25 protein-coding genes are annotated in these 24,731 nt (G+C 67.1%); 12 read left to right on the top strand and 13 right to left on the bottom strand.

The window, feature by feature from the left end; genetic code table 11:
- Window positions 1-44: 44 nt before the first annotated feature.
- Window positions 45-1,139 carry an AI-2E family transporter gene (locus AZC_RS04810; RefSeq protein WP_012169469.1) on the top strand — a complete coding sequence of 365 codons (1,095 nt, stop codon included), beginning with the start codon at window positions 45-47 and terminating at the stop codon, window positions 1,137-1,139.
- 2 nt (window positions 1,140-1,141) lie between these two features.
- A complete protein-coding gene (locus AZC_RS04815) occupies window positions 1,142-1,858 on the top strand; it encodes an AAA family ATPase (RefSeq protein ID WP_012169470.1) in 717 nt (238 codons plus the stop codon).
- Window positions 1,859-1,900: 42 nt separating this feature from the next.
- On the opposite strand, the gene AZC_RS04820 is transcribed toward AZC_RS04815, so the two are convergent.
- The 3 genes from AZC_RS04820 to folE form a co-directional block, all read right to left on the bottom strand.
- Window positions 1,901-2,686 (bottom strand): MetQ/NlpA family ABC transporter substrate-binding protein, encoded by a 786-nt coding sequence (locus AZC_RS04820; protein WP_012169471.1) that lies wholly within the window; start codon window positions 2,684-2,686, stop codon window positions 1,901-1,903.
- A 111-nt stretch (window positions 2,687-2,797) separates the two neighbouring features.
- The gene (hisI, locus tag AZC_RS04825) at window positions 2,798-3,271 is read right to left on the bottom strand and encodes a phosphoribosyl-AMP cyclohydrolase (RefSeq protein ID WP_012169472.1); all 474 of its coding nucleotides are present in this window, start codon (window positions 3,269-3,271) and stop codon (window positions 2,798-2,800) included.
- 23 nt (window positions 3,272-3,294) lie between these two features.
- Complete coding sequence (gene folE / locus AZC_RS04830; protein ID WP_012169473.1) at window positions 3,295-3,951, bottom strand: GTP cyclohydrolase I FolE; 657 nt, start codon at window positions 3,949-3,951, stop codon at window positions 3,295-3,297.
- Window positions 3,952-4,268: 317 nt separating this feature from the next.
- On the opposite strand from folE, the gene AZC_RS04835 reads away from it, so the two are divergent.
- Entirely contained in the window at window positions 4,269-4,718 is a 450-nt protein-coding gene (locus tag AZC_RS04835) for an iron-sulfur cluster assembly scaffold protein (protein ID WP_012169474.1), read from the top strand.
- A gap of 22 nt (window positions 4,719-4,740) precedes the next feature.
- On the opposite strand, the gene AZC_RS04840 is transcribed toward AZC_RS04835, so the two are convergent.
- Complete coding sequence (locus AZC_RS04840) at window positions 4,741-5,589, bottom strand: acid phosphatase (RefSeq protein ID WP_012169475.1); 849 nt, start codon at window positions 5,587-5,589, stop codon at window positions 4,741-4,743.
- 36 nt (window positions 5,590-5,625) lie between these two features.
- On the opposite strand from AZC_RS04840, the gene yidD reads away from it, so the two are divergent.
- The 4 genes from yidD to AZC_RS04860 all read left to right on the top strand — a co-directional run bounded on the left by yidD (window position 5,626) and on the right by AZC_RS04860 (window position 12,551).
- A complete protein-coding gene (gene yidD / locus AZC_RS04845) occupies window positions 5,626-6,006 on the top strand; it encodes a membrane protein insertion efficiency factor YidD (RefSeq protein WP_173362965.1) in 381 nt (126 codons plus the stop codon).
- Between the two features lie 99 nt (window positions 6,007-6,105).
- A complete protein-coding gene (locus AZC_RS04850; protein ID WP_244421795.1) occupies window positions 6,106-7,311 on the top strand; it encodes an alpha/beta fold hydrolase in 1,206 nt (401 codons plus the stop codon).
- 145 nt (window positions 7,312-7,456) lie between these two features.
- The gene (gene thrS / locus AZC_RS04855; protein ID WP_043878908.1) at window positions 7,457-9,433 is read left to right on the top strand and encodes a threonine--tRNA ligase; all 1,977 of its coding nucleotides are present in this window, start codon (window positions 7,457-7,459) and stop codon (window positions 9,431-9,433) included.
- Window positions 9,434-9,596: 163 nt separating this feature from the next.
- Window positions 9,597-12,551 (top strand): autotransporter outer membrane beta-barrel domain-containing protein, encoded by a 2,955-nt coding sequence (locus AZC_RS04860; RefSeq protein WP_244421796.1) that lies wholly within the window; start codon window positions 9,597-9,599, stop codon window positions 12,549-12,551.
- An 87-nt stretch (window positions 12,552-12,638) separates the two neighbouring features.
- On the opposite strand, the gene AZC_RS04865 is transcribed toward AZC_RS04860, so the two are convergent.
- Window positions 12,639-13,787, bottom strand: coding sequence for a hypothetical protein (locus tag AZC_RS04865; RefSeq protein ID WP_012169480.1), 1,149 nt, complete (start codon window positions 13,785-13,787; stop codon window positions 12,639-12,641).
- 204 nt (window positions 13,788-13,991) lie between these two features.
- Here AZC_RS04865 and AZC_RS04870 point away from each other — a divergent pair, with 204 nt between their 5' ends.
- The gene (locus AZC_RS04870; protein ID WP_012169481.1) at window positions 13,992-14,555 is read left to right on the top strand and encodes a nitroreductase family protein; all 564 of its coding nucleotides are present in this window, start codon (window positions 13,992-13,994) and stop codon (window positions 14,553-14,555) included.
- A 17-nt stretch (window positions 14,556-14,572) separates the two neighbouring features.
- On the opposite strand, the gene AZC_RS04875 is transcribed toward AZC_RS04870, so the two are convergent.
- Genes AZC_RS04875 through AZC_RS04885 form a run of 3 tightly spaced genes read right to left on the bottom strand, consistent with a single transcriptional unit; the run spans window position 14,573 to window position 17,901 of the window.
- On the bottom strand, window positions 14,573-15,679 hold the full coding sequence (locus tag AZC_RS04875) for an alginate O-acetyltransferase AlgX-related protein (RefSeq protein ID WP_012169482.1): 1,107 nt from the start codon (window positions 15,677-15,679) through the stop codon (window positions 14,573-14,575).
- A gap of 2 nt (window positions 15,680-15,681) precedes the next feature.
- Complete coding sequence (locus AZC_RS04880) at window positions 15,682-17,097, bottom strand: MBOAT family O-acyltransferase (RefSeq protein ID WP_012169483.1); 1,416 nt, start codon at window positions 17,095-17,097, stop codon at window positions 15,682-15,684.
- Window positions 17,098-17,118: 21 nt separating this feature from the next.
- Window positions 17,119-17,901, bottom strand: a complete 783-nt coding sequence (locus AZC_RS04885; RefSeq protein ID WP_012169484.1) for an NAD kinase — start codon at window positions 17,899-17,901, stop codon at window positions 17,119-17,121.
- Between the two features lie 233 nt (window positions 17,902-18,134).
- Here AZC_RS04885 and cutA point away from each other — a divergent pair, with 233 nt between their 5' ends.
- On the top strand, window positions 18,135-18,449 hold the full coding sequence (cutA, locus tag AZC_RS04890; protein ID WP_012169485.1) for a divalent-cation tolerance protein CutA: 315 nt from the start codon (window positions 18,135-18,137) through the stop codon (window positions 18,447-18,449).
- 30 nt (window positions 18,450-18,479) lie between these two features.
- On the opposite strand, the gene AZC_RS04895 is transcribed toward cutA, so the two are convergent.
- The 5 genes from AZC_RS04895 to AZC_RS04915 all read right to left on the bottom strand — a co-directional run bounded on the left by AZC_RS04895 (window position 18,480) and on the right by AZC_RS04915 (window position 22,981).
- Window positions 18,480-19,364, bottom strand: coding sequence for an MBL fold metallo-hydrolase (locus tag AZC_RS04895; RefSeq protein WP_012169486.1), 885 nt, complete (start codon window positions 19,362-19,364; stop codon window positions 18,480-18,482).
- Between the two features lie 190 nt (window positions 19,365-19,554).
- The gene (locus tag AZC_RS04900; protein ID WP_012169487.1) at window positions 19,555-20,565 is read right to left on the bottom strand and encodes an amino acid ABC transporter substrate-binding protein; all 1,011 of its coding nucleotides are present in this window, start codon (window positions 20,563-20,565) and stop codon (window positions 19,555-19,557) included.
- Window positions 20,566-20,618: 53 nt separating this feature from the next.
- Entirely contained in the window at window positions 20,619-21,287 is a 669-nt protein-coding gene (locus tag AZC_RS04905) for a L,D-transpeptidase (RefSeq protein ID WP_012169488.1), read from the bottom strand.
- Between the two features lie 246 nt (window positions 21,288-21,533).
- Window positions 21,534-22,058, bottom strand: a complete 525-nt coding sequence (locus tag AZC_RS04910) for a GNAT family N-acetyltransferase (protein ID WP_012169489.1) — start codon at window positions 22,056-22,058, stop codon at window positions 21,534-21,536.
- Window positions 22,059-22,195: 137 nt separating this feature from the next.
- Window positions 22,196-22,981 carry a Bax inhibitor-1/YccA family protein gene (locus AZC_RS04915; protein WP_012169490.1) on the bottom strand — a complete coding sequence of 262 codons (786 nt, stop codon included), beginning with the start codon at window positions 22,979-22,981 and terminating at the stop codon, window positions 22,196-22,198.
- Between the two features lie 414 nt (window positions 22,982-23,395).
- On the opposite strand from AZC_RS04915, the gene AZC_RS04920 reads away from it, so the two are divergent.
- The 3 genes from AZC_RS04920 to AZC_RS04930 all read left to right on the top strand — a co-directional run bounded on the left by AZC_RS04920 (window position 23,396) and on the right by AZC_RS04930 (window position 24,715).
- On the top strand, window positions 23,396-23,716 hold the full coding sequence (locus tag AZC_RS04920; RefSeq protein WP_043880023.1) for a c-type cytochrome: 321 nt from the start codon (window positions 23,396-23,398) through the stop codon (window positions 23,714-23,716).
- Entirely contained in the window at window positions 23,716-24,111 is a 396-nt protein-coding gene (locus AZC_RS04925; RefSeq protein ID WP_012169492.1) for a VOC family protein, read from the top strand. Before AZC_RS04920 ends, AZC_RS04925 begins: the two co-directional genes overlap by 1 nt.
- Window positions 24,112-24,178: 67 nt before the next feature.
- A complete protein-coding gene (locus AZC_RS04930) occupies window positions 24,179-24,715 on the top strand; it encodes a hypothetical protein (protein WP_012169493.1) in 537 nt (178 codons plus the stop codon).
- The last annotated feature ends 16 nt before the right edge of the window (window positions 24,716-24,731 follow it).

The following is a 24,731-nucleotide window of genomic DNA, read 5'->3' on the forward strand; positions in this document are numbered from 1 at the left end:
CCGGGGAAGCGCCGTCGCCATGCGGGGAAGGGGACAGGCCGGCCATGAAGCTGCAGCTGCAGTTCCGCTTCTGGATCGGGACGCTCGTCGTCCTCATCCTCGCCATGTGGGTGCTGCGCGAGATCCTGCTGCCCTTCGTCGTCGGGACGGCGATCGCCTATTTCCTCAATCCTCTGGTGGAGCGCCTGAGCCGGCTGGGGATCGGGCGCATGCCCGCCGCCCTCTTCATGATCGGCCTGCTGCTGCTGGTCGTGGTGGTGCTGCTGCTCGTGGTGCTGCCCATCATGTCCGGCCAACTTTATGAGTTCATCCAGAACATGCCGAGCTATGTCACCCGCCTCCAGCGGCTGGTGACGGAGGAGAACAAGGAGTGGGTGGACCAGATCTTCGGCACCCGCCTGCCCGATATCCAGAAATCCCTCTCCGACCTGATGTCGCAGGGCGTGAGCTATCTCCTGGGCCTGCTGTCCTCGCTGTGGTCCGGCGGGCAGGCGCTGCTGTCGGTCTTCGCGCTGGTCGTGGTGACGCCGGTGGTCGCCTTCTACGTGCTGTGCGACTGGAACAGCATGGTGGAAAACGTGGATTCCTGGATCCCCGTCCACCAGCGTCCAGTGGTGCGCCGGCTCGGCCGGGAAATGGACATGGCGGTGGCCGGATTCGTGCGCGGGCAAGCGCTCGTGTGCCTTCTGCTCGGGTCCTATTATGCCATTGCGCTGAGCATGGCCGGCCTCAACTTCGGCCTCATCATCGGGATTGTCTCCGGCTTCATCACCTTTATTCCGTACGTGGGCTCGCTCACCGGCCTCGTGCTGGCCATGGGCGTCGCCATCGTTCAGTTCTTTCCTGATTGGGCCATGATCGGCACCGTCTTCGGCATCTTCATCGTCGGCCAGACCATCGAGGGCTATATCCTCTCGCCCAAGCTCGTGGGCGACAGCATCGGCGTGCATCCGGTATGGCTGATGTTCGCGCTGTTCGCCTTCGGCTATCTGTTCGGCTTCGTCGGCCTTCTCCTGGCCGTGCCGCTCACCGCCGCCACCGGTGTGCTGGTCCGCTTTGCCTTCCGGCAGTATTTTCACAGCACGCTCTATACCGGCCTGCCAGAGGCGGCCGAGGAGCGGGTGGCCGACAAGGTCTGAGCATGTCCCCCCGCGATACCCGTCCCCGGCAGCTTCCGCTGGATCTGCCGGCCACCTCGGCCATGCAGCGCGAGGATTTTCTCGAGGCGCCGGGCAATGCCGCGGCCTTGCGGCTGATCGATTCCTTTCCCGACTGGACGGCCCGCGTGGTCTGCCTCGTCGGGCCGCCGGGCACGGGCAAGAGCCATCTCGCCGCGGTCTTCGCGGAGCGTGCGGGTGCCGCGACGGTTTCCGCCGTCGACCTCACCCGCGCGAACGTGCCCGAGGCGCTCGCCGGCGGCGCGCTGGTGGTGGAGGATCTGGAGCCGGGGCACTTCGAGGAGGCGGCGCTGTTCCACCTGCTCAACCTCGCCCGCGAGCAGCAGGCCCACGTGCTGATGACCGCCCGCACCGCGCCGGCCCACTGGAAGCTCCACACGGCGGATCTCTCGTCACGGCTTCGGGCGCTGCCCACCTTCTTCATCGAGGAAGCGGATGACGCCCTGCTGGCCGCGGTGCTGGTGAAGCTGTTCTCGGACCGGCAGATCCCGGTGGACGATGCCACGGTGCAATATCTGCTGCTGCGCATGGACCGCACCTTCGAGGGCGCGCGCTCCGTCGTGCAGGCCATCGACCGGGCGGCGCTCGCCGCCCAGCGTCCGGTCACCCGCGCCCTGGCTGCTCAGGTGCTGCGCGACCTGCTGCCGGATGATGGCGAGGAGGACGACGCGGAAGACTGACGGGCGATGGCGATGAGCCCCGACAGCAGCCTTGGCACGGGCTCACCAGCCGGCGAGGCCGGCGCCGTTGAAGGTCTTGTCGATGAAGGCGCGGACATTGTCCTGCTGGTAGGCGGCCACGAGGGTCTTCACCCATGGCTTGTCCGCATCCTGCCGCCGCACCACGATCTCGCAGATGTACTGGGACTGCGGGCCTTCCAGCAGCAGCGCGTCGCGTTTCGGGTTGAGCTTCGCCTCGATGGCGTAATTGGTGTTGATGGCGCCGAGGTCCACGTCCTGAAGGGCACGGGCGAGCTGCGGCGCCTCCAGTTCGATGAACTTGAACTTCTTCGGGTTGTCGATGATGTCCACCGGCGTCGCGGTGACGCCGGCTCCGGGCTTCAGCTTCACGAGGCCGGCGCTCTCCAGCAGGAGCAGGGTGCGGGCCTCGTTGCTCGGATCGTTCGGCAGCGCCACCGTCGCGCCCGCCGGCACCTCGGCCAGCGTCTTGTAACGCTTGGAATAGAAGGCGATGGGGAAGAGTGCGGTCTTGCCCACCGGCACGATGTCGTAGCCCCGCGCCTTGATCTGGGCGTTCAGGAAGGGCTGGTGCTGGTAGGAGTTCGCCTGAAGGTCGCCGGCCGCCAGCGCGGCGTTCGGCTGGATGTAGTCGCTGAACTCGACGATCTCGAGGGTCAGGCCTTCCTTGGCCGCATTCTGCTTCACCACCTCAAGGATCTGCGCGTGGGGACCGGAGGTTGCTCCAACTTTGATGGTCTCGGCACGGACCGCCTGCGTGAAAAGGCTGGTCAGGACGGCGGCGGCGAGCGTCATCACGGCGCGGTTCATGGGAGGTCTCCGGTTGCGAACCGGGAGACCTTACAGGAAGAATAAAAATAACGTCTATAGATTTTGTGTATTAATGGGCGCAGACAAGCCCGCGTGAGTGGCGGCCGCCCCTCAGTGCTCGTGCTTGCCGTAGACGGCCTTGGGATCGAAGCGCGGCTCGTCGCCGGTGAAGGCGAGCTTCGTGTCCGCCGAGGCGGGAGCGCCGAGGGGGATGGTGCGGTAGAAGCAGGAACGCCGGCCGGTGTGGCAGGCGGCGCCCGTGCCGCCCATGGTCACCTTGATGATGACGGCGTCCTGATCGCAGTCGATGCGGATTTCCGAGACCTTCTGGGTGTGGCCGGAGGTCTCGCCCTTCTTCCACAGCGCCTTGCGCGAGCGGCTGTAATAATGCGCCTCCCCCGTCGCCATGGTGAGCGAGAGGGCTTCCGCATTCATGTGCGCGAGCATGAGGATTTCGTTCGTGGCCGCGTCCACGGCCACGCAGGTGATGAGGCCGTTGGCGTCAAAGCGCGGCGCCAGCACCGTGCCCTCTTCCAGCTCATGCGCGTCTGTGGCCCTGGCGAAGGCCGGCGTCGGTTCGGTCATGGCACGCTCGTCAGGATGGGGGGTCAGCGCAGGCCGCGCAGCATGGTGATGAATCGCACCTGCTCGGCCGGGTCGTCGCGGAAGGCGCCGGTGAACTGGCTGGTCAGCGTTGTCACACCGGGCTTCAGGATGCCGCGCATGGACATGCACATATGCTCGGCCTCGATCATCACCGCGACGCCGCGCGGCTTCAGCGCCTCGTCGAGGGCGGTGGTGATCTGCGAGGTCAGGTGCTCCTGGGTCTGGAGGCGCCGGGCATAGAGATCGACCAGCCGGGCGATCTTGGAGAGGCCCACCACACGCTCCACCGGGAAATAGGCCACATGTGCCTTGCCCATGAAGGGCACCATGTGGTGCTCGCAATGGGAGGTGAAGGGGATGTCCTTCAGCAGCACGAAATCATCGAAGCTGCCGATCTCGCCGAAGGTGCGGTCCAGCACGTCGTCGGGAGAGAGGGCGTAGCCGCCATAGATCTCGTCATAGGAGCGGATGACGCGGGCGGGCGTCTCCTGAAGGCCTTCGCGATGGGGATCCTCGCCGATGTAAGCGAGCAGGGTGCGGACGGCGGCTTCCGCCTCGGCGCGCGAGGGGCGCGGCGCATCCACCGGGCGATGCACCGGCATCTGCCGCTGCGCCTCGGTCTCGGCCTGTTCCTTGAACAGTTTCACCACCGCGTCCATCAACCCAACTCCGTACGACCGCCCCGGGGAGGCGGAGTGTCACCGGCTTTGATCAGCGGCAGGCTGGCCGCCGCTCGTCGAAGCCTGCGGCCTCTACAGACCCTGCGTTCCTCCCGCCGCCATGCGGCCCCGGGAGAATGACGGCCTTTGTCTATCGCGGCACCGTCACTTGAGCCTGTGGTGTTTCCGCCCTTAAATCGCACCCTATATATGGGGTGCGGTGCGGAGCGGCAATTGCATGTTGCGCGTGCCCGTTCCGCATTCGACGCGGCCACCGGGCCGCTCCGGCCGAAGGTCCGGCCGAGGGAATGTCAGGCATGATCAACGACGTTTATAACGCCCGTATCCTCGCCTTTGCGGCAGAGATTCCTCGCCTCGGCCGGCTTGAGCAGCCGGATGCGACGGCCACCGCCCATTCGCGCCTGTGCGGCTCCACCGTGACCATCGACCTCAAGATGGAGGGCGATGTGGTCACCGATTTCGCCCATGAGGTGCGCGCCTGCGCGCTCGGGCAGGCCTCCTCCTCCATCATGGCGAGTCACGTGGTGGGCGCGACGGCGGCGGAACTCAAAGCCCTGCGCGAGCAGATGCGGGCCATGCTCAAGGAGAACGGCGCGCCGCCCGAGGGCCGCTGGGCGGACCTCGCGGTGCTGGAACCGGTCCGGGACTACAAGGCCCGGCATCCGTCCACGCTTCTCACCTTCGATGCGGTGGTGGATGCCATAGGCCAGATCGAGGTCGCGCGCGCCACCGCCGCTGCGGAATGAGCCTCTTTGCTGCCGGCTCCACCTATTTGGATGGGGCGGCGGCCGCCGGGAGGGGCAGGGCGGTTGCCCCGCCAGCCGGCAGCGGCGCCTGCGCCGGCATGATGGCGGGGGAGAGTGGCGGCAGCTTGAGGGCCGTACGCACTTCCGCCGCCGCGCGCGCCAGATCGGCCTTGAAGGCGGCGTTGCCGAGCACTTCGGCCGCCAGCACACTGCCGGTGATGCGGCCGGCTTCCACGTCGCTCGGATAATGCACGCCGCCAATCAGCCTTTCGATCCCGTACTCCCGGCCCCGATCCATGATGATGCCGGCCCTCTCCGGTACCATGTTGGCGAGCAGGATGGCCATGAACATGCCGTAGGTGGCGTGGCCGCTGGGATAGGACGCGGTGTCTTCCGCCGGCAGGACGAGGTGGATCTCGGGGTTGGCGAGATAGGGCCGCTGCCGGTTCCAGTATTGCTTGGTGACGCTCACCAGCGCATAGGCCTGCTTCCAGGCGTGATCCAGCACCTCATCGGTGATGGGCGCCGCCGATTTCGACAGGTCCGTGCCCACGGCCTCGGAGAAGCGCGCGGGATGGCGCTTCACATCCTCATTGGCGGCGGCCACCTGCGCGGGCGTGCGGGCCTTCTGGTAATCGAGCAGGATGCGGAAATCTTCCTGCGTGGTCGCCGATCCCGGCGCGGGGGCAGGCGGCAGGATGCGGATGAGGTCCACCTGATCAGGGCGGATATAATCCGGTCCGGCGGCCAGCACCGGACCCGCCATAACCAGCGCCAGCGCGCCGAGGGCGAAAAGCGGGCTCAGGCGCGAGCGGCGAACGGCCAGACGGGAGATGTCCGTGCGGCTGGAGGGGGCGGTCTGCGGGCGCATGGCACACCAAGCGGATGAGGAGGATTGAGAGGTAACATGGCAGGCGGAGACGCGCCACAACCCGGTGGCACGGAGCACCTTTTCGGCCCCGAACGGCGGCGGCCGAGCGGCCTCGCCCTGCTGCCGCGCCGCCTGCTGCGACTGCCTATCCTGTTCTATCGCTACACGCTCTCCGCCTTCATGGGTCGGCAGTGCCGATACCTGCCCACCTGCTCGGCCTATGCGGAGGAAGCGATTTCCCGTCACGGGGCCTGGGCCGGCGGCTGGATGGGGCTCTCGCGGATCTGCCGCTGCCATCCCTGGGGCGATGCGGGCTTCGATCCCGTGCCGCAATGCCTGCCGGCGGAGGGGAGGTGGTATCGGCCGTGGGCCTACGGCTTCTGGCGCCGCAAGCCGGACGTGCCGCCGAACGCGTGAGGGCGGAATGCCATGACTTTGTCGCCGTCTTCCCCTACCACCGCGCGGAATGTCGGCGAGGGTTATGCGATGAAGATCAAGCGGTTCCGGGCTTCCCTTATGGCCATCGGCCTGGCTCTTGCGCTCACCGGCGGGGCGCAGGCCGCGCCGCGGGGGCCGTCGGGAGATGCCTTCTATGTGCCGCCCACGCCCTTGCCGAAGGGCGAGAAGGGCAGCGTCATCCAGGCGCGCGCCCTCTCCGGCACCATGGCGCTGCCGAGCGCGGCCAAGAATCTGCTGGTGCTCTATCAGTCCGAGGACCCCAAGGGGGCGCCGGTCGCCGTCTCCGGCACCATCTCCATCCCCAAGGGCAAACCGCCGGCAGGCGGCTGGCCGGTCATCACCTGGACCCACGGCACGGTGGGGCTTGCGGCCGTCTGTGGGCCCTCGCGCGACACTGCCAAGGGGCCGGAGCATGAATATATCGCCGCCATCCGGCCGTTGCTCGATGCCTTCGTGGCCAAGGGCTATGCGGTGGTGGCCACCGACTATCAGGGCCTCGGCGTCGCCGGCTTCCATCCCTTCTTTCAAGGCGTGCCCAACGGCAAGAATGCGCTCGACCTCTTGCGGGCGGCGCGGACCCTGGAGCCCGCCATCGGCACCCGCTATGCGGTGATGGGCCATAGCCAAGGCGGGCAGGCGGACCTCTTCACCGCCGCCATCGGGCCGGACTATGCGCCGGAATTCCAGCTCGTGGGCAATGTGGCCATGGCGCCCGGTGCCAACATGGCGGGCCGTTTCGACGCCGTGCGCCTGTCGGACAAGACGGAACTGGCGGTGCCCTACGTGCTCTATGCCCTCCATTCCTTCTCGACCACCGATTCCGCCATCGACCTTGCCCGCATCCTCACCCCTCAGGCTCTGGCCCATATGGCCGACCTTCAGAAGGGCTGCATGACCCGCACGCTCACGCAGGGCTACTGGTCCACCGCCATCGCCAAGGACCAGTTCCTGCCCAAGCAGGACGTGACGGCGCTCTTGAAGGTGGCGGCGCAGAACGAGCCGGGCACGCTGAGGATTTCCGCGCCCACGCTTCTCATGCAGGGCACGGCCGACGTGACCGTCCGCCCGCAGGATACGGATGCGGTCGCCCGCGATCTGTGCGTGAAGGGCAACACCCTCACCTACAAGACCTTTCCCAAGACCGACCACGATGGGGTGATGAAGGCCGGTGCCGCCGACGCGCTCGCCTTCCTGTCCGACCGCTTCGCCGGCAAGCCCGCCGCGTCCAACTGCTCGGACCTGCCGCGCGCGGCCGCAAAATGAGCATCGACCGGCGCCGTCCGAGCGGCGGCGCCGGTCAGCCTCGCACCGGCCCGGTGCTTTACGCGGGGCGCGTGGCGGCCTAAATGGGCCCCTTCAACAAGAAGCCTACCTGCGGGGTACGCAGGAGTGGGCAGGAGAAGAAGCCATGCTGACCTTGACCTTTCCCGATGGCGCGCAGCGCGAGTATGCCCCCGGGACCCGCGGCGCCGATGTGGCCGCAGCCATTTCCAAGTCGCTCCTCAAGAAGGCGGTTGCCGTGACCCTCGACGGGGCGCTGACCGACCTGTCCGAGCCGATCACCAAGGACGCCCGCATCGAGATCGTGACGCGCGATGATCCGCGCGCGCTCGAACTCATCCGCCACGACGCCGCCCATGTGCTGGCCGAGGCGGTGCAGGAGCTGTTTCCGGGCACGCAGGTGACCATCGGCCCGGTGATCGAGAACGGCTTCTATTACGATTTCGCCCGTAACGAGCCCTTCACCACCGACGATCTGCCGAAGATCGAGGCGAAGATGAAGGAGATCATCGCCCGCGACAAACCCTTCACCAAGGAAGTGTGGTCGCGTGACGAGGCCAAGCGCGTGTTCCGCGACAAGGGCGAGGCGTTCAAGGTCGAGCTGGTGGATGCCATCCCCGAGGACCAGGACGTCAAGATCTACAAGCAGGGCGAGTGGTTCGACCTTTGCCGTGGGCCGCACATGCCCTCCACGGGCAAGATCGGCACCGCCTTCAAGCTCATGAAGGTGGCCGGCGCCTATTGGCGCGGCGACAGCAACAACCCCATGCTCACCCGCATCTACGGCACGGCGTGGAAGGACCAGAGCGAGCTCGACGCCTATCTGCACCGTCTGGAAGAGGCGGAGAAGCGCGACCATCGCCGCCTCGGCCGGGAGATGGACCTCTTCCACTTCCAGGAGGAAGGGCCGGGCGTCGTCTTCTGGCACCCGAAGGGCTGGAGCCTGTTCCAGGGCCTCGTCTCCTACATGCGCCGCCGCCTCAAGGCCGATTACAATGAGGTCAATGCCCCGCAGGTGCTCGACAAGAGCCTGTGGGAGACCTCCGGCCACTGGGGCTGGTACAAGGAGAACATGTTCAAGGTGCAGTCGGCCGGCGAAGAGACCGGCGACGAGCGCGTGTTCGCCCTGAAGCCCATGAACTGCCCCGGCCATGTGCAGATCTTCAAGCATGGCCTGAAGTCCTATCGCGACCTGCCGCTGCGCCTCGCCGAGTTCGGCGCGGTGCACCGCTACGAGCCCTCGGGCGCGTTGCACGGCCTCATGCGCGTGCGCGGCTTCACGCAGGACGACGCCCATGTCTTCTGCACCGAGGAGCAGATGGCGGCGGAGTGCCTGAAGATCAACGATCTGATCCTCTCCACCTATGCCGACTTCGGCTTCGAGGAGATCACGGTGAAGCTGTCCACCCGCCCCGAGAAGCGCGTGGGGTCCGACGCGGTGTGGGATCATGCCGAGGACGTCATGTCCCGCGTGCTCAAGCAGATCGAGGCGGAATCCGGCGGGCGCATCAAGACCGGCATCCTGCCGGGCGAGGGCGCCTTCTACGGTCCGAAGTTCGAGTATACGCTCTCGGACGCCATCGGCCGTGAGTGGCAGTGCGGCACCACGCAGGTGGACTTCAACCTGCCGGAGCGCTTCGGCGCCTTCTATGTGGATGCCGACGGCCAGAAGAAGACGCCGGTGATGATCCACCGCGCCATCTGCGGCTCCATGGAGCGCTTCACCGGCATCCTGATCGAGCACTTCGCCGGTCATTTCCCGCTGTGGCTCGCCCCCGTGCAGCTCGCGGTCTGCACCATCACGCAGGAGGCGGACGACTATGCCGCCGAGGTGGCCTCCGCGGCGCGGGCGCTGGACCTGAAAGTGGAACTCGACACGCGCAACGAGAAGATCTCCTACAAGGTTCGCGAGCACTCGCTGGCCAAGATCCCGGTGCAGTTCGCGCTGGGCAAGAAGGAGGCCGCCGAGCGCACCGTCTCCATCCGCCGCCTCGGCAGCCAGGAGCAGAAGGTGCTTCCCCTGGAGGAAGCGCTGAAGCTGCTGGCGGACGAAGCCGTGCCGCCGGACCTGAAGCGCCGCGCGGCGGTTACGAAGGCCGCCTGAGCGCTTCCGAAATCAGCGACGCGGGTATCATGATCCGCGTCGCCGCTTCTGGCTTGTCCCAGGCTGACTGACCCCCCTGGCGATTTCCTGCCCCTTTTGCGATCCGCGTGGTTGTGGCCGGTGTGACCCGTTACCGTCCCTTCCCATGGGACGGGAGTGGGGCATGTCCAGATTTCTGACGTATCGCCGTATGGCGCGATCGAGCTTGAAACCGGCGCTTCTGGCCGGGGTGGCGATGTGGTGTACGGTGGCCGGCGCGCAGGCGCAGTCGGCGCCGACGATCTACCAGACGCTCAATTACGGAACGAGCGGCACGTTCCTGACCGGCATCCGCGGCAATACCATCGTCGGCAATTATGTGGTGCCCGGCACGGGCGCCACCGGCGGCCTGCTCTATGACATGACCACCGGGGCATGGTCGGCCTTCCCCGTCGCAACGTCCAACGGGGTGAATTATCCGAACGCCACGGGCTCCTCGCCTTATGGTCCGAGCTTCGGCTCGCAGACCGGCATCCTGCGGACGGTCGGCAGCTATATCACCAGCGCCTCGGCACCCTATGATCTGGGCTATCTCTATGATGCGGCCGCAGCTCCGGCACGCCAGCTGACCACGCTGGCCTATCCGAGCGCCTCTGGAAATCCCACGCTCTACACCATCGCGCACAGCACGTTCGGCGACACGGTGGTCGGCAATTTCGACACCCGCCTCGCGACCGGCAATGCGGTGATCTACACCATCTCCACGGGCACCTACGTCAAGAACAACATGCCCGGTGCCGTGAGCACGACGGCCTATGGCGTGTATGGCGACATGATCGCGGGCGGATACGCCAATGCCGGTCCCGGCGGCGGCATCGGCTTCGAGCACGGCTATCTCTACAACACCCTCACCGGCACCTGGACCACCTACGACCATCCGGGCGCGATCATCACCCATCTGGAAGGCATCACCGGCGCCGGCCGCTCCGGCGAATACAACATGGTGGCGGACTGGGTGACGCCGGACAATGTGGTGCATGCCGGCGTGCTGCACGTGGACGCCCTGGGCATTCCCACCTGGTACGAACTGAACATCCCCGGCGCCTTGCTGGTGTCCTCGAATTCCGCATATGGCGACAAGGTGGTCGGCATCTATCTCACCCCCGGCTCCGCCACGCCCAACGGCTACATCGCCACGCTGCCCGGCATCTACAATCCAATCCGCAACACCGGCACCCTGACCTCCAGCGCCGACAATGCGGCCGCTTTGTCCGGTGCCAAGGGCGACGACATCGTCAATAGCGGCACGGTGCGGGTCTCCGGCACCGGCGGCATCGGCATGCGGGGCGAGACCTATGGCGTCCTCACGAATATGGGCACGGTCGTCGCGTCAGGCGTGGTGGGCGCGGCCGCGGAACTGCATGGCCTCTACGGCACCTTGCTGAACTACGGCACTCTCCAGGCGCCCGCGGTGGCCGATGCCTTGCGCACCGGCCCTGATGCCGTCGGCACCGCGATCGTGAACTATGGTGTCATCGACGGCCGCCTCGCCGCCACCGGCGGTCTTGACAAGCGGCTGGAGAACAGCGGCTGGATCGGCGTGTCGGGAATAGGCGTGTCAATCACCAGCCTGTTTGGCGGGACCTTCGTGCAGACCGCAGCGGGAACCCTTTCCCTGCGCGTCACCTCCAGCGGCACCGATACGCTGAGCATCGTCGGCGTGGCCCGGCTGGCCGGCACGCTGGCGGTGCCTTTCCAGACCACGTCCCTGACCCGGAACTACACACTCTTCACTTCGACCCAGGGCTATACGGGCACGTTCACCAACTTGGTCACGTCCGGCCTGCCCAGCTTCATGGGCGCGTCGCTGGTCTATGCGCCCAACGCCGTAAGCCTCAACCTCACCTCGGGCATGGCGCAGATACAGGGCTTGAGCACCAATCAGCGCGCGGTCGGCGCCGGTCTGGACAGGGCGTTCAATGCCGGATCTGGCGTCTCCGATCCGCTCACGTCACTGTATGCCCTGAACAGCAGCCAGTTGCCTCAGGCCCTCAGCGCTCTGTCCGGCGAAGCCCTTGCCAGCGAGCAGTCCGTGCTCATCGGCGATGGTCTCTACAGTCGGCAGGCGGTTCTGGACCGGCTGCGGCAGGGCGCCTATGCGGACCGCTCGGGGGCGATGGCCGCGCTGGCCTATGGCGGCCCGACCATGTCCTATGCGGGCTCGGAGGCGTCCGCTCCCGCGACCTCCGCCGCGGCGGCGCTCGCCTATGCCGCCGGTGGTGCGCCGGTCGCGGTGCCGCCCCCGGCCGGTCCCACGCTCTGGGCACAGGGCTTCGGCTCCTGGGCGAATTATGGCGGCAACGGCAACGTCTCAGGCATCAGCGAGACGCTGGGCGGCGTCATCAGCGGCATCGATGCGACCGTCGGCAACTGGCGGGTTGGCGGTGCGCTGGGCTATACGCAGTCCAACGCCAGCCTGAACAACGTTTCCGGCTCCTCGGAGGCGGACAGCGCGACGATTGCGCTTTATGCGGGCACGAGCGCCGGCCCCTGGAACCTGCGGCTCGGGGCGAGCTACGCCTTCAGCCAGATCGACACCACCCGCACGGTCGCCTTCCCGGGCTTCATTGAGCAGGCCAAGGCCAATTACAACGGTGGGACCGGTCAGCTGTTCGCCGAGGTGGGCTACGGCTTTGCGGTGCAGGCCGTGGCGTTCGAGCCCTATGCGGGTCTTGCCTGGGTGCACCTCAACACGGACAGCTTCTCGGAGAACGGTGCCGTCAGTTCGGCTTTGAGCGGGGCGTCGTCCTCCGCAAACGTCGGCTATGGCACCCTCGGCCTTCGCGCCGCGACCAGCCTGCCGCTGTCGAACGGCATGGCGTTCGCGCCGCATGTCTCGGCCGCGTGGCAATATGCCTTTGGCGATCTCACCCCGAGCGCGCAGCTTGCTCTGGCCAGCGTTCCCGGCGCGAACTTCACCGTCCAGGGCCTTCCGCTGGCGCAGAACACCGCGCTGGTGGAAGCCGGCCTCGACCTGAAGCTCAATGCCCAGATGCGGGTGGGGGCCTCTTATGTGGGGCAGTTCGCGGACAGCGTCACGGTGAACGCTTTCCAGGCGAACTTCACCTGGAATTTCTGACCGGTACCCGCACTCCGCTCCGCCCCTTCACGGGGACGTGCGACGACGCCACCGCATGCTCGTGCGGTGGCGTTTGTGCTTCGAGGGTCAGCGGGTGAGGGGACGCGTGGTTGTGGCGCGGGCACCGCTGGCGAGGACTTCCACGTCCTTGTCCTTGCCCAGTTCCACCTTGAAGTCGCGGCTCACCACGCGCCCGTCATTGCGGGCGATGGCCACATACTCCCCTTCCGTGAGCACCACCGTCGGGAAGGCGCCGATGGATTCCTTGATGGTGTCGCCGCCGGGCGTGATGACCGACCATTGCGTGTCCGCCAGCGCCTCGCCGCCGGCTTCCTTCACCAGCTTGAGCGTGATCTGCGCCGCGCGGTGGTGAACCATGGCATCGGTGAGCTTGCCTGCCTGCACGGTCACGTCCGCGCGCACCACGGCGTTGGCATCTCCATAGGTGGAGACCACGTGATAGGTGCCCTCGGGCAGCAGCACCACCTCGTTGGGCAAAGCGCCGCGATAGAGCGGCTGGCTCGAGGTGCGACCCTGGAGGAACGAGCCCTCATAGATGTCGAAGGACACCTTGGAATTGGTGATGGCCTTGTTGTCCACGTCGGCCTGGAGCCGAAGTCCCCCGGCGGGCAGGATGAAGGCTTCGCGACGGGACGTTGCACCGAGAACCACCCGCTGGGCCTGCGTCGCATAGCCGTACGTGAGGTGGACGATGTAGCCGCCGGGGGAGAGGAAGAAGACCGGGGTCGCCTCCGTGCTCTCCGCCACCAGAGGGAAGGCGCCGGAGGCTTCCGGCGTGTCGGCGAAGACGCGCCACATGACGGCGCGCGGAACCGTCGCCCCGTCGGCGCCGAAGCGGGCGAAGACGCCCAGCGTCACCTTGCCGGCCGGGGCCTGCGGCAGGATGGCGTGCGGCTCGCGGGACGGGGCAGCGACGGCATTGCGGCTGCCGCCGCCCTGCTGCGCCGGGGCCGGGCCGGGGCCGGAGAAGCTGCCCGTGGGTGGTGCCGTGGCGCCCACGAAGGGCAGGGCGCCGCCCGGCGGTGGTCCCCCTTGCGGGGCCGGCCCGATAGGCATGGGAGCGGACAGGCCGGGGCCGCCGATATTGCCGGGCGGGCGCGGCAGGTCCTGCGCGCGGGCCAGCACCGGCGCAGCCATCAAAGCCGCCAGCGCGAGGGCGAGGCGTGCGAAGTGGCGCAAACGGTCGGTGAGCGACGCGGGAGACGGGCGGAGCATTCCGCTCAGGTGCCCCGAAATCCCGGCGCTTTCAAGTCATGTTCCGTCACGTGGGGGCGAGGCCGGCTGCTTCCGGTGCCGCGCGCCGCTGTGATAAAGCTCAAGCCCAGCCCGCCGTCCGGCGGATCCTCCCGCATCGCTCCTCCGGGGCGTGACCCATGGCGACCCGATGCCGCGTCGGGCGCTTGCACACAGGGCTTTGCCATGCCTGACGCGCTCGATCTCCTGCGCACCCGCCGCTCCTCCCGCATTGTGGACCTGACCGGGCCGGCGCCCAAGCCGGAGGAACTGGATACCATCCTCTCCATCGCCGCCCGCGTGCCGGACCATGGCAAGCTCGCGCCCTGGCGCTTCATCGTGTTCGAGGGCGAGGGACGCCTGCGGGCCGGCGAAGCCCTGGCCAAGGTGTTCGCCGAACTCAATCCGGACGCGACCGAGAAGCGGCTTGAGGATGAGAAGGGGCGCTTTGCCCGGGTGCCTCTGGTGGTGGCCGTGGTCTCCAGCGCCCAGCCGCACGTAAAGATCCCCGAATGGGAGCAGCTGCTTTCGTCCGCCGCGGCGGCGCAAAACCTGCTGCTGGCGACGCTTGCGCTCGGCTACGGCGCCACCTGGATCACCGAATGGCCGACCTATGAGCCGAAGGCCCGCGCGGCGCTCGGCCTTGCCGAGCACGAGCGGATCACCGGCTTCATCTATATCGGCACGCCCACGCAGGCGCTGGAAGACCGCCCCCGTCCCGCCCTCTCCGAGGTGGTGACACGCTTCTGATCCGGCTCCGGCCGGCCTCACTTCATGTCGAGGCCGGCCGGGCTGCCAAGGCAGGTGATGGCCCGCTCCACCGGCGCATAGATGACGATGTCCGGCTTGAAGCGGTCGATGACGCTCCATTCGAAGCGGCAGTTGCGGTGGTGGGTCCAGCCGAAGGCGCTGGCATTGCGGGCCAGCAGCCCGGGCCAGAAGCTCTGAGAGAAGGAATCCCCGATCACCAGAATGCGCGGGCCGGCGTGCCCGGTCTCATAGGCATAGCCCTCGAAGGGATCGTTGCCACGGGTGGCCGGCATTAGGCCTGGCAGGGGCTTCAGATTTGCCGGCTGCACCATCGGGCCCTTCGGTGGGTAATCGAGGTCGCCCGTCTCGCTGGTTTCCCCGAGATACCGGGCGAGGTCGCCGGTTGCCGTGGGCGTCAACGGCCCGAGCGCCTCGCTCTCGGGCACCTGCAACTCGGGCCGGCCGGCGGCACGCATGGCGGCGTTGAAGCCGAGGACGGCGCCGCGATTGTTCCAGTGCGTATCGGTCCGCCGGTAGACGGGCCCTTCCTCCCGGGCGGCGGTCAGTTCCGGCCGCAGGTCCGCGAAGGCGGTGCCGCGCGCCGGCAGGGTGGCGGCCACGCTGTCGTATTCGGTCGGACGCTTCTGCTCGGTCTGTGCCCAGGCGGGCAGGAGGTCGGGCATCACGCTCTGGCCGTTTGGCGGAACAACCATGGCGAAGGTGATGCCGCGCGCCTTCAGCACATCCCGCATGCGGTCCGTGACGCGGACCAGACGCTCCACCTGATCCGTGCGGAAGATGCGGCCGAGCGACTGGTCCAGCGCCTTCTCGCCCGTATAGAAGATCTGCCCCTTCTGGCCGATCAGCACCGGCCGCTCGCGGGTGGACTTCATGAACTTGCTGTAGGCCGCATGGGCCCCCATGAAGAGGCCGCGGAAGCCGTAATTGTTGTTGATGTAGGGGTCGAGCCGCTCGGTCGCCTGGATCCACCAGGCCGGCGGCACCGTCTGCACCGTGCGGATCGGCGCCTTCAGGTCCGGCATTACGAGGCCGAGGGTCGGCAGCAGGAGCAGGCCGATAAAGGCGAAACACCACCAGCGGCGATAGGCGAACAGCAGCGGCATCGTCAGAACCGGAAATAGAGGAACGGACTGTAGGCCGCAGCGCCCACGGTGATGACACACAAGATGAAGAGCGCCAGCGCGGCGATGCTGTCGCCGAGCGCATAGGCCTTCAGGCGGCCGGGATGGGCGGCAAGGCCGCGGGGCGGCCGCGGCAGGCCGAACATGGCGAGCGGCCAGCCGAGGATCATCATCGCGATGGTGAGCGGCTGGAGCGCCTGCAGCAGTCCGGTTGTTGGCGCCTCGAAGCCGTTCAGCCCGGCGAGGCCCGCGAACATGTCCGCGGCATTGGCAAGATCATTGGCGCGGAACCACACCCAGCCGGTGAGCACCACCAGCAGCGTATAGGCGTGGGCGATCACCACCGGCGCCCGCTTCAGCCAGCGGCCGAAGGCGGTGCGCTCCAGCACCAGGAAGGCGCCGTGGTGGGCGCCCCAGATGACGAAGGTCCAGCTCGCGCCGTGCCAGAGGCCGCAGAGCAGGAAGACGGTCCAGAGGTTCAGCGCCGTGTGCAGATGGCCGCGCCGGTTGCCGCCAAGCGGGATGTACACATAGTCGCGGAACCAGCTCGACAGGCTCATGTGCCAGCGCCGCCAGAAATCGGTGATCGACTGCGAGCCATAGGGCGTGCGGAAGTTGCGCGGGAACTTCAGCCCCATGGCGAGCGCGAGGCCAATGGCCATGTTCGAATAGCCGCCGAAGTCGAAATAGATCTGGAGCGCATAGGCGAGCACGCCGAGCCATGCGGCGATGAAGCCGGGCTGGCTCGTCTGGTCGAAGACCACGGAGGCAAGGGGCGCCACCTCGTCGGCGATGAGCACCTTCCAGGACAGGCCGATCACAAAGATGCGCAGGCCGGCGGAGACGCGGCCGATGGTGGTGCGCCGGTCGTGGATACGGCGGGAGATGGTGGAATAGCGGACGATCGGACCCGCGACCAGCTGCGGGAACATGGTGATGTAGATGACGATCTCCTCCAGCCGCCCGTTCGCACGCACACGGCCGCGATAGACGTCCACGAGGTAGGAGATGGCGTGGAAGGTGAAGAAGGAGATGCCGAGCGGCAGCGGCAGGTGCACCACCGGCAGGGCCAGGGCTTCCGGCAGCAGCAGGTTGATGTTCTCGGCGAGGAAGCCGGAATATTTGAAGACGATGAGGCCGGCGAGATTGAGCGCCACCGCGAGCGAGAGCATGCGCAGCCGGTGGCGCGGCGTGCCCCGGCCGATGGCCATGGCCATCGCATAGTTCATGAGGATGGAAACCGCGAGCACCGCCACATTGGCGAAGCCGCCCCAGCCGTAGAACACCAGCGAGAAGGCCAGAAGGACGAAGTTCTTCGCCCGGACGCCCGGCACCGCGAAATAGCAGATCAGGAAGGCGGGGAGGAAATAGTAGAGGAACGTGACCGACGAGAAGATCATTCGGAGGGACTCGGCATACGCCTAATAGATGAACTGTTCGCGCAGGATGCGTTCGTCCAGCCCATGATCGGGGTCGAACAGCATGTCCATGGATGAGGTCTTGTCGAGGCGCGCGGTGACCTCGATGATGTCACGCACTTCCTTGTGATCAGCCACCGCGCTCACCGGCCGCTTGTCGGCTTCCAGGATCTCGATCTGGATGGTGGCCCGGTCGGGCACCAGCGCCCCGCGCCAGCGGCGGGGCCGGAAGGGGGAAATGGGAGTGAGCGCCAGTAGCGCCGCCCCCAGCGGCAGGATGGGGCCGTGGGCGGAGAGGTTGTAGGCGGTGGAGCCGGCGGGGGTCGCCACCAGCACGCCGTCGCAGATGAGTTCCTCCAGCCGCACCTTGCCGTCGATGGAGATGCGCAGCTTGGCGGCCTGATACGTCTGGCGCAGCAGCGACACCTCGTTGATGGCCGGGGCGCTGTAGCGCACGCCGGCCGCATCCACGGCCTCCATCATCAGCGGATGGATCACCACATGGGTGGCATTGGCGAGGCGGGCACGCAGGTCGTCCTCGCGATACGTGTTCATGAGGAAGCCGACGGAGCCACGATGCATGCCATAGATGGGCACGCCCTTGTCGCGAAAGTGATGCAGGGTCTGGAGCATCAGGCCGTCGCCGCCGAGAGCGACGATCACGTCCGCCGCGTCTTCGCTCACGTCGCCATAGCGCTGGATGAGCCGCGCGCGCGCGGCCTCGGCCTCGGGCGTGCCGCTAGCCATGAAGGCGATGCGCTCGAAGCGCCGTGGGCTGTCATTCATTCCGGACAGTTGCCTCAGCTGCCACTCGGGGGAGGCGGCGCATATGGATACGCGGTCGCGCGCCGTCCCCGGTTCCCACACCGCTCAGCGGCAGACGGAGTTTCCGTCTATCCGCCACCAGCCGCCTTGTCGAGGCGGCGGGCCGCCGCCATCGCCAGGTGGCGCCGTTCGCACGGGGGCTGTTGCAACCGGGGCACGGCGCCTTACACACGGTCAATCACGGGAGAGCCGGTATGAGCATGCGTCTCGTTTACGCCACCTATCCGAGCCTGACGCTGGCGGAGGCTGCCGCGCGGCGTATCGTCGAGGCCGGGCTGGCCGCCTGCGGCAACATCCTGCCCTCCATGGTCTCCATCTACCGCTGGGAGGGCCAGCTGGAGCGGGCGGAGGAGGTGGTGCTGCTGCTGAAGACCACCAAGGAGCGCGCCGCCGAGGTGGTGGAGGCGGTGCGGGCCGATCACCCTTACGAGGTGCCGGCGGTTTTCGTGCTGCCGGTGGAAGACGGCAGCACGGCCTTTCTCGGCTGGATCGCCTCGGAGACGTTCTGAGGGCGCGGGAACGTCGTCAGCGCCCGGCCCTCAGAGGGAGACCCACGGCACCGGGTGGAAGCGGAAGCCGTCGTGGTGGGCTTCCAGATGGGCGGCACTCGGGAAGGGATAGTGGAAGCCGGCCACCAGAAGGCGCTCGGCGGCGGCGCGGCCCAGCCAGTGACGGCGGTTCTTCTCGGCCAGCTCCGGATCGATGTCGAAGGCCGCATGCCAGCCGGGATTGCGAACGAACAGATAGGGCGTGTTCGTCAGGTCCGACTGGATGAAGAGCTGCGCGCCTTCCGAATCCAGCATGAAGGAGGTGTGCCCCGGCGTGTGTCCGGGCGTGCCGATGGTGGTGAGGCCGGGAAGGATCTCCTGGTCCCATGCATATTCGCTCACATGGGCTGCGACGACGTCCAGCACGCGCTGGGCATTGGCGAAGGCGGGCTTGAGATTGTCCGGCGCGCCGGCGGCATTGGCCGGGTTGAGCCAGAAGTCGCGCTCCCGCGCGGGCACCAGCACCTTGGCATTCGGGAAGGCCGGCGAGCCGTCGGGGGCGACAAGGCCATTGATGTGGTCGAGGTGGAAATGGGAGATCACCACCGTGTCGATGGTGGCGGCGCCCACCCCGATGGCTTCCAGATTGTGATGCAGACGCCCCACCGTGGAAGGCTCCGCCTGCGGGCCGAAGCCGGTGTCGATCAGCACCCGGCGGCCGGCGATCTCCAGCAGCAGCGGATTGAAATAGATGGTCAGATGGTCTTCCGGCAGGAAGGCCGCGCGCAGGGCGGCCTGCACCGCCTCCAGCGGCTGGTTGCGCACGAAGCCTTCGGCGAGCGGAAAGGACCGTGTGCCGTCCGGAATGGCGGTCACGGTGACGGCACCCACCTTGTAGCGGAAGGCGGCGGGCGGAAGCGGAGGCAGGGCGCGCATGAAGCTGTTTCCGTATCCGGGCAGCGGAGGGGCTGCCGTTGGGTCACGCGGTCGTGAGCGGCCGCAGTGCTGGGGCGTTTAGGGGAAAGCGTTGCATTGCGGTGTCACAGACCCGTGAGCTGAGCCGTGACGCCAGCAAAAAGGGCCGCTTCCGGAAGGAAACGGCCCTTTGTCCCGCGTGCGTCGTGCCTCAGCGGACCGGCGGGGCGTACTGGATGCCGCCGGCGCTCCAGAGCTGGTTCACGCCGCGCGGAATGGCGAGCTTGGAGCCCGTGCCGATGTTGCGCTCGAAGGCCTCGCCGTAATTGCCGACGGCGCGGATGATGCGCACCGCGAAATCCTTGGTGAGGCCGAGTTCGGTGCCGAAGTCGCCGTCCGTGCCGACGAGGCGCTTCACGTCCGGCTTCTGCGACTTCAGCGCTTCGTCGAGGCTGAGGGAGGAGACGCCCAGTTCCTCGCCGTTGATCATCACGTAGTGGGTCCACTTCACCACATTGAACCACTCGTCGTCGCCCTGGCGCACCACGGGGCCGAGGGGCTCCTTGGTGATGACGTCGGGCAGGACGATGTGGGAGGCGGGCTTGGCAAAGCCGGTGCGCAGCGCATAGAGCGCCGACACGTCCGTGGAGATGGTGTTGCAGGTGCCGTTCTCATAAGCCTTCACCAGATCCTGCACGGTCGGCAGGGTGACCAGTTCCAGCTTCATGTTGTTGGTCTTGAAGTAGTCCTCGGCGTAGCTGGCGGCGGTGGTGCCGACCTGCACGCAGACCTTGGAGCCGTCGAGCTCGAGGGCCGATTCGATCTTGCGCGCGGCCGGGACGAGGAAGCCCTGGCCGTCGAAATAGGTAACGGCGCCGAACAGGAACTTCTGCTTGGCCTCACGCTCCAGCGTCCAGGTGGTGTTGCGCGAGAGCAGGTCCACCTTGCTGCCGGACAGCGCGGTGAAGCGGTCCTCGGCATTGAGCGGCACGAAGTTGACCTTCGCCGGGTCGTTCAGCACGGCGGCGGCCACCGCGCGGCAGAAGTCCACGTCGAAGCCCGACCACTTGCCGTCCACCTGCTGGGAGAAGCCCGGAATGCCGGTGCTGACGCCGCAGTTGAGCGTGCCGCGGTCCTTCACCGCCTTGAGGGTCTGGGCCATGGCGGCCGGGGCGGTGAACGCCACGGCGGCGCCGGCTACGAGCGCGAAAAGGGTCTTCATGGAAAGGCCTCGCGTCATCACGCAATTCCCGGAACGGAGAGAGAGAAGGCCGCTCAAAGCGTGACGGCCTGACGAATGATGACCTTCGTGCCCACTGGCACGCGGCTGTAGAGATCGATGATGTCGCTGTTCACGAGACGGAAGCAGCCGGAGGACACCGCATAGCCGATGGTCTCGGGCTGGTTCGTGCCGTGGATGCGGTAGACGGTCTGGCCCAGATAGAGCGCGCGGGCGCCCATGGGATTGCCGGGACCGCCGGCCATGAAGCGCGGCAGGTAGGGCTGGCGCTGGATCATCTCCGCCGGGGGGGTCCAGTCCGGCCACTCGGCCTTGCGGCTGATCTTCTCGAGGCCCTGCCACTGGAAGCCGTCGCGTCCGACGCCGATGCCGTAACGCATCGCCCGGTTGTTGCCTTCCACCAGATAGAGGAAGCGGTCGGAGGTGGAGATGATGATGGTGCCGGGGGCTTCCGTGGTGCGGAAATAGACCGGCTGGCGGCGGTAGGCCGGATCGAGCTGGGCCTCGTCATCCTCGGGCGGCACGAGGCCGGGCTGGTCGCCGATGTCGAGGGTGGCGCCGGGCGTTCCGCGCGGCGCGGTCGCGCCGGGGATCGAGGCATTGGGCGTGGGGCGGGTGCCGAAAGCCTGGGCGTGGGCGGCGCCGGCGAGCACGAGAAGGCCGAGCTGCAGCGCGGCCGCGAGACGCAGGGTCTTGAACGACATGACGGAAAACCTCCCTTATCCCAGCCCCAAGGACAGGAGAGAGGCCGTCGCCCGCCGGTGGCGTCCGCCGCGGGCTTGCCGCCGCAGGTTCGCCGCCGCCTGATCCTCCCCCGCATCCCGTGGTATGCGCGTGACGCAACCGCACCTACCGCCTTCGGGATAGCTGAGCCGCCGGGGAAGGAAAAGGGAAAAGAATGGTCGCATCCGCCCGCCGGCAAAGGAACGGGAGGCGGTATGTCGTGGAGCTCAAGCTTCGGGAATCGTGCTCTCGCCGGGCCCGAGATCGCGCTGCATCAGCACGGTGTCGAGCCAGCGCCCGAACTTGAGGCCGCTGCTCTTGATGATGCCCACATCGCGGAAGCCGCAGGCGCGGTGGACGCCGATGGAGCCGGCATTGGCGCTGTCGCCGATCACCGCCACCATCTGCCGGAAGCCGCGGGCCTCGCATTCCCTCACCAGCGCCGTGAGGAGCGCCTTGCCGACGCCGCGCCGCTGGGCGCCGGGCGCCACATAGATCGAGTTCTCGACCGTGAAGCGGTAGGCGATGCGCGGCCGGAACGCGCCGGCATAGGCATAGCCGAGCAGGGTCTCGTCCGTATCTACCGCCACCAGATAGGGATAGTCGCCGGCCATCAGCGCATCGAAGCGGCGCGTCATCTCGCCGACCCCCGGCGGGTCCAGCTCGAAGGAGGCGGTGCCGGTGCGCACGGCGTCGTCATAGATGTCGGCGATGGCGGGAACGTCGGCGAGGGTGGCAGGACGGAGAAGCATGGCGGCACGCGGCAGGAGGGAAGGGCAGGTCCACGCCCTTTAATCCCGCGGCGGCGGCATTTGAAGCCGTCTCAAAAGAAAAGGCCCCGGCGATGCCGGGGCCTTCCGTCCGTCTGTGCTTGGGCTCGGAAGCCGGATCAGTTGTTGTTCCGGTTGCCGAAGAGCTGGAGCAGCATCATGAACAGGTTGATGAAGTCCAGATAGAGGGTCAGGGCGCCCATGATGGCCTTCTTGCCGGCGACGACGTCGTCGTCCGCCTCGAAGTACATCTCCTTGATGCGCTGGGTGTCGTAGGCGGTAAGGCCCGCGAAGACCAGCACGCCGACCACGGACACGATGAACTGCAGCATCGAGCTCGCGAGGAAGATGTTCACCAGCGAGGCGATGATGATGCCGAACAGGCCCATGATCAGGAACGAGCCCATGCCCGTCAGATCACGCTTCGTGGTGTAGCCCCACAGGCTCAGCGCGCCGAAGGACGCGGCCGTGATGAAGAACACCCGCACGATGCTCTCGTGAGTGTACACGAGGAAGATGCTGGACAGGGAAATACCCACCAGCGCCGCATAGCCCCAGAACACCGCCTGGGCCGCGCCCACGCTCATGGACTGGATGCGGAAGCTCAGGAAGAACACAGCGGCGAGCGGCGCCAGCATGACCACCCACTTGAGCGGGCTCACGAACAGCGCGTAGCCGAACTGCGTCAGCATGATGCCGCCGGCCACCTGGCCTGCAGCTGCGCCCGGATTGGTCGTCACGGAGAGCATGAAAATGCCCAGGGCGGCCGCGCCAGTGATGGCAAGTCCAAGAGCCATATAGTTGTACACGCGCAGCATGTACGCCCGCAGGCCCTGGTCGATCGCGGCCTCCGAGCGCGTCACCGAGCCGTAACGCGCGGCGACGTTGCGATCATAGTCGGACATCGTCGGTTCCTTTCCTCATTCCATCGGCGGCATGGGCACAGCCCAAACCTATCCGACGCGCCATCAATATGGTCGGAGCCCGTTTCCCGGACAAGACCGCCTTTGATGAAATTTCCGCAAGGTCACGTTCCGTCAGCAGCTTGGGCGGGACTGCGCTTCCGAAAAACCGGCGGATGGTAAGGCGGTCTGATGGCCTGAGGTCAGGAGCCGCGGCCTGCCGTCCGGCGGTGCCTAACAGCCCGCTACTACCACGCCCCCGCCGGCCTCTCCCTATAATCGCTCCAGAAAAACAGAAACGGAGTCGGGAGCGAGATGCGGGATGGGAAAAGGCGGTCCGGTTGGCGTGAATGGCATGCCGGAGCCGTGGTGGCGGTGGTGATGGCAGGTCTCGGCGCCCCGGCGGCGCTGGCGCAGATGGCGCTGCCGACGCAGGCGCCCCTCACCGGGGCGGAGCTCTTCAAACGCCAGTGTGGCACCTGCCACACCACCAATGCGGCGGACCAGCCCCGGCAGGGGCCCACGCTGGCCGGGGTGTTCGGCCGCAAGGCGGGATCGGTGGAAGGGTTCCGCTATTCGCCGGGCTTCGCCAAGGCGGATTTCAGCTGGGACGAGGCGCATCTCGATGCCTGGCTCACCAATCCGCAGGCGGTGATTCCCGGCGCGATCATGCCCTACCGCCAGCCCAAGCCGGACCTGAGGGCCGCTTTGATCGGCTATCTGAAGGAGTTGAAGTGATGGCCAAGCCCGTTCATGTCATGCTGCGCGTCCTCGATGAAGCGCGCGCGGTCGCCTTCTACGAGACCGCTTTCGGCCTGAAGGTCGCGGACCGATTCGATTTCGGAACATTCGCGCTGCTCTATCTGCGCGGCGACGAGAGCCCCTTCGAGGTGGAGCTTACCGTCAATTACGACCGCACCGAGCCCTATGCGCAGGGCGATGGCTACGGCCATGTGGCGGTGACCGTCTCATCTGTCGAGGCCGAGCACGCCCGGCTGGAGGCTGCCGGCCTCGCGCCGGGGCCGATCCGCGATTTCAAGCATGAAGACAAGACCCTCGCCCGCTTCTTCTTCATCACCGATCCCGATGGCTACAAGACCGAGGTGATCGAGCGGGGCGGGCGCTACATCTGAGTTCCAAAAGCAAGTGCAAGGCGGACGCCGCACAAGATGGCGCCGCCGCAGGATAGGGAGGAACGCCATGAGAGAAGTCGATCCCCGGACCCGCTACAGCCGCCGCTTCCTTCTGAAGGCGGCGGCCATCTCGGTGCCCGCCGCCGCGGTGGCGGGCGGCACGCTGTCGGACGCCTGGGCGGAAGGCGGCGTGCTGAAGCCGGCCAGCATGAAGACGCTGGCGAAGGCGGCCCGCGATATCTACCCCCACGATTTCCTAGGGGACATCTATTACATCACGGCCGTGAAGCCGTGGAAAGAGAAGGCGGCGGCCGATCCCGCCGTGAAGGCGATGCTGGAGGACGGCATCGCGAAACTCGATGCCGCCGCCAAGGCCGCCCATGGCGTGCCTTATGTGGACGTGGGCTGGGAAGCCGACCGCGTCACGCTGCTCAAGGGCATCGAGAGCACGGACTTCTTCAAGAAGGTGCGGGGCGACCTTGTGGTGTCGCTCTACAACCAGAAGGAGATCTGGCCGAAGTTCGGCTATGAGGGCGCCTCCGCCGACAAGGGCGGCTACATCCATCGCGGCTTCGACGACATCGACTGGCTGCCGAAGGCCTGATGCTGAGGCGCGCCCA

It is taken from the genome of Azorhizobium caulinodans ORS 571, assembly GCF_000010525.1.
In the GTDB taxonomy this organism is placed as follows: domain Bacteria; phylum Pseudomonadota; class Alphaproteobacteria; order Rhizobiales; family Xanthobacteraceae; genus Azorhizobium; species Azorhizobium caulinodans.

Coding starts and splice junctions, on each gene's coding strand:
- AZC_RS04850 (WP_244421795.1), top strand. CDS start 6,106: ATGGCCATCGGCCTGGCTCTTGCGCTCACCGGCGGGGCGCAGGCCGCG.
- AZC_RS04870 (WP_012169481.1), top strand. CDS start 13,992: ATGCCTGACGCGCTCGATCTCCTGCGCACCCGCCGCTCCTCCCGCATT.
- AZC_RS04810 (WP_012169469.1), top strand. CDS start 45: ATGAAGCTGCAGCTGCAGTTCCGCTTCTGGATCGGGACGCTCGTCGTC.
- AZC_RS04910 (WP_012169489.1), bottom strand. CDS start 22,058: ATGCTTCTCCGTCCTGCCACCCTCGCCGACGTTCCCGCCATCGCCGAC.
- AZC_RS04920 (WP_043880023.1), top strand. CDS start 23,396: ATGGCGCTGCCGACGCAGGCGCCCCTCACCGGGGCGGAGCTCTTCAAA.
- AZC_RS04915 (WP_012169490.1), bottom strand. CDS start 22,981: ATGTCCGACTATGATCGCAACGTCGCCGCGCGTTACGGCTCGGTGACG.
- folE (WP_012169473.1), bottom strand. CDS start 3,951: ATGGACGCGGTGGTGAAACTGTTCAAGGAACAGGCCGAGACCGAGGCG.
- AZC_RS04900 (WP_012169487.1), bottom strand. CDS start 20,565: ATGAAGACCCTTTTCGCGCTCGTAGCCGGCGCCGCCGTGGCGTTCACC.
- AZC_RS04835 (WP_012169474.1), top strand. CDS start 4,269: ATGATCAACGACGTTTATAACGCCCGTATCCTCGCCTTTGCGGCAGAG.
- AZC_RS04875 (WP_012169482.1), bottom strand. CDS start 15,679: ATGCCGCTGCTGTTCGCCTATCGCCGCTGGTGGTGTTTCGCCTTTATC.
- AZC_RS04930 (WP_012169493.1), top strand. CDS start 24,179: ATGAGAGAAGTCGATCCCCGGACCCGCTACAGCCGCCGCTTCCTTCTG.
- AZC_RS04895 (WP_012169486.1), bottom strand. CDS start 19,364: ATGCGCGCCCTGCCTCCGCTTCCGCCCGCCGCCTTCCGCTACAAGGTG.
- cutA (WP_012169485.1), top strand. CDS start 18,135: ATGAGCATGCGTCTCGTTTACGCCACCTATCCGAGCCTGACGCTGGCG.
- AZC_RS04815 (WP_012169470.1), top strand. CDS start 1,142: ATGTCCCCCCGCGATACCCGTCCCCGGCAGCTTCCGCTGGATCTGCCG.
- AZC_RS04840 (WP_012169475.1), bottom strand. CDS start 5,589: ATGCGCCCGCAGACCGCCCCCTCCAGCCGCACGGACATCTCCCGTCTG.
- AZC_RS04885 (WP_012169484.1), bottom strand. CDS start 17,901: ATGAATGACAGCCCACGGCGCTTCGAGCGCATCGCCTTCATGGCTAGC.
- AZC_RS04880 (WP_012169483.1), bottom strand. CDS start 17,097: ATGATCTTCTCGTCGGTCACGTTCCTCTACTATTTCCTCCCCGCCTTC.
- AZC_RS04820 (WP_012169471.1), bottom strand. CDS start 2,686: ATGAACCGCGCCGTGATGACGCTCGCCGCCGCCGTCCTGACCAGCCTT.
- AZC_RS04925 (WP_012169492.1), top strand. CDS start 23,716: ATGGCCAAGCCCGTTCATGTCATGCTGCGCGTCCTCGATGAAGCGCGC.
- AZC_RS04905 (WP_012169488.1), bottom strand. CDS start 21,287: ATGTCGTTCAAGACCCTGCGTCTCGCGGCCGCGCTGCAGCTCGGCCTT.
- AZC_RS04860 (WP_244421796.1), top strand. CDS start 9,597: ATGTCCAGATTTCTGACGTATCGCCGTATGGCGCGATCGAGCTTGAAA.
- yidD (WP_173362965.1), top strand. CDS start 5,626: ATGGCAGGCGGAGACGCGCCACAACCCGGTGGCACGGAGCACCTTTTC.
- hisI (WP_012169472.1), bottom strand. CDS start 3,271: ATGACCGAACCGACGCCGGCCTTCGCCAGGGCCACAGACGCGCATGAG.
- thrS (WP_043878908.1), top strand. CDS start 7,457: ATGCTGACCTTGACCTTTCCCGATGGCGCGCAGCGCGAGTATGCCCCC.
- AZC_RS04865 (WP_012169480.1), bottom strand. CDS start 13,787: ATGCTCCGCCCGTCTCCCGCGTCGCTCACCGACCGTTTGCGCCACTTC.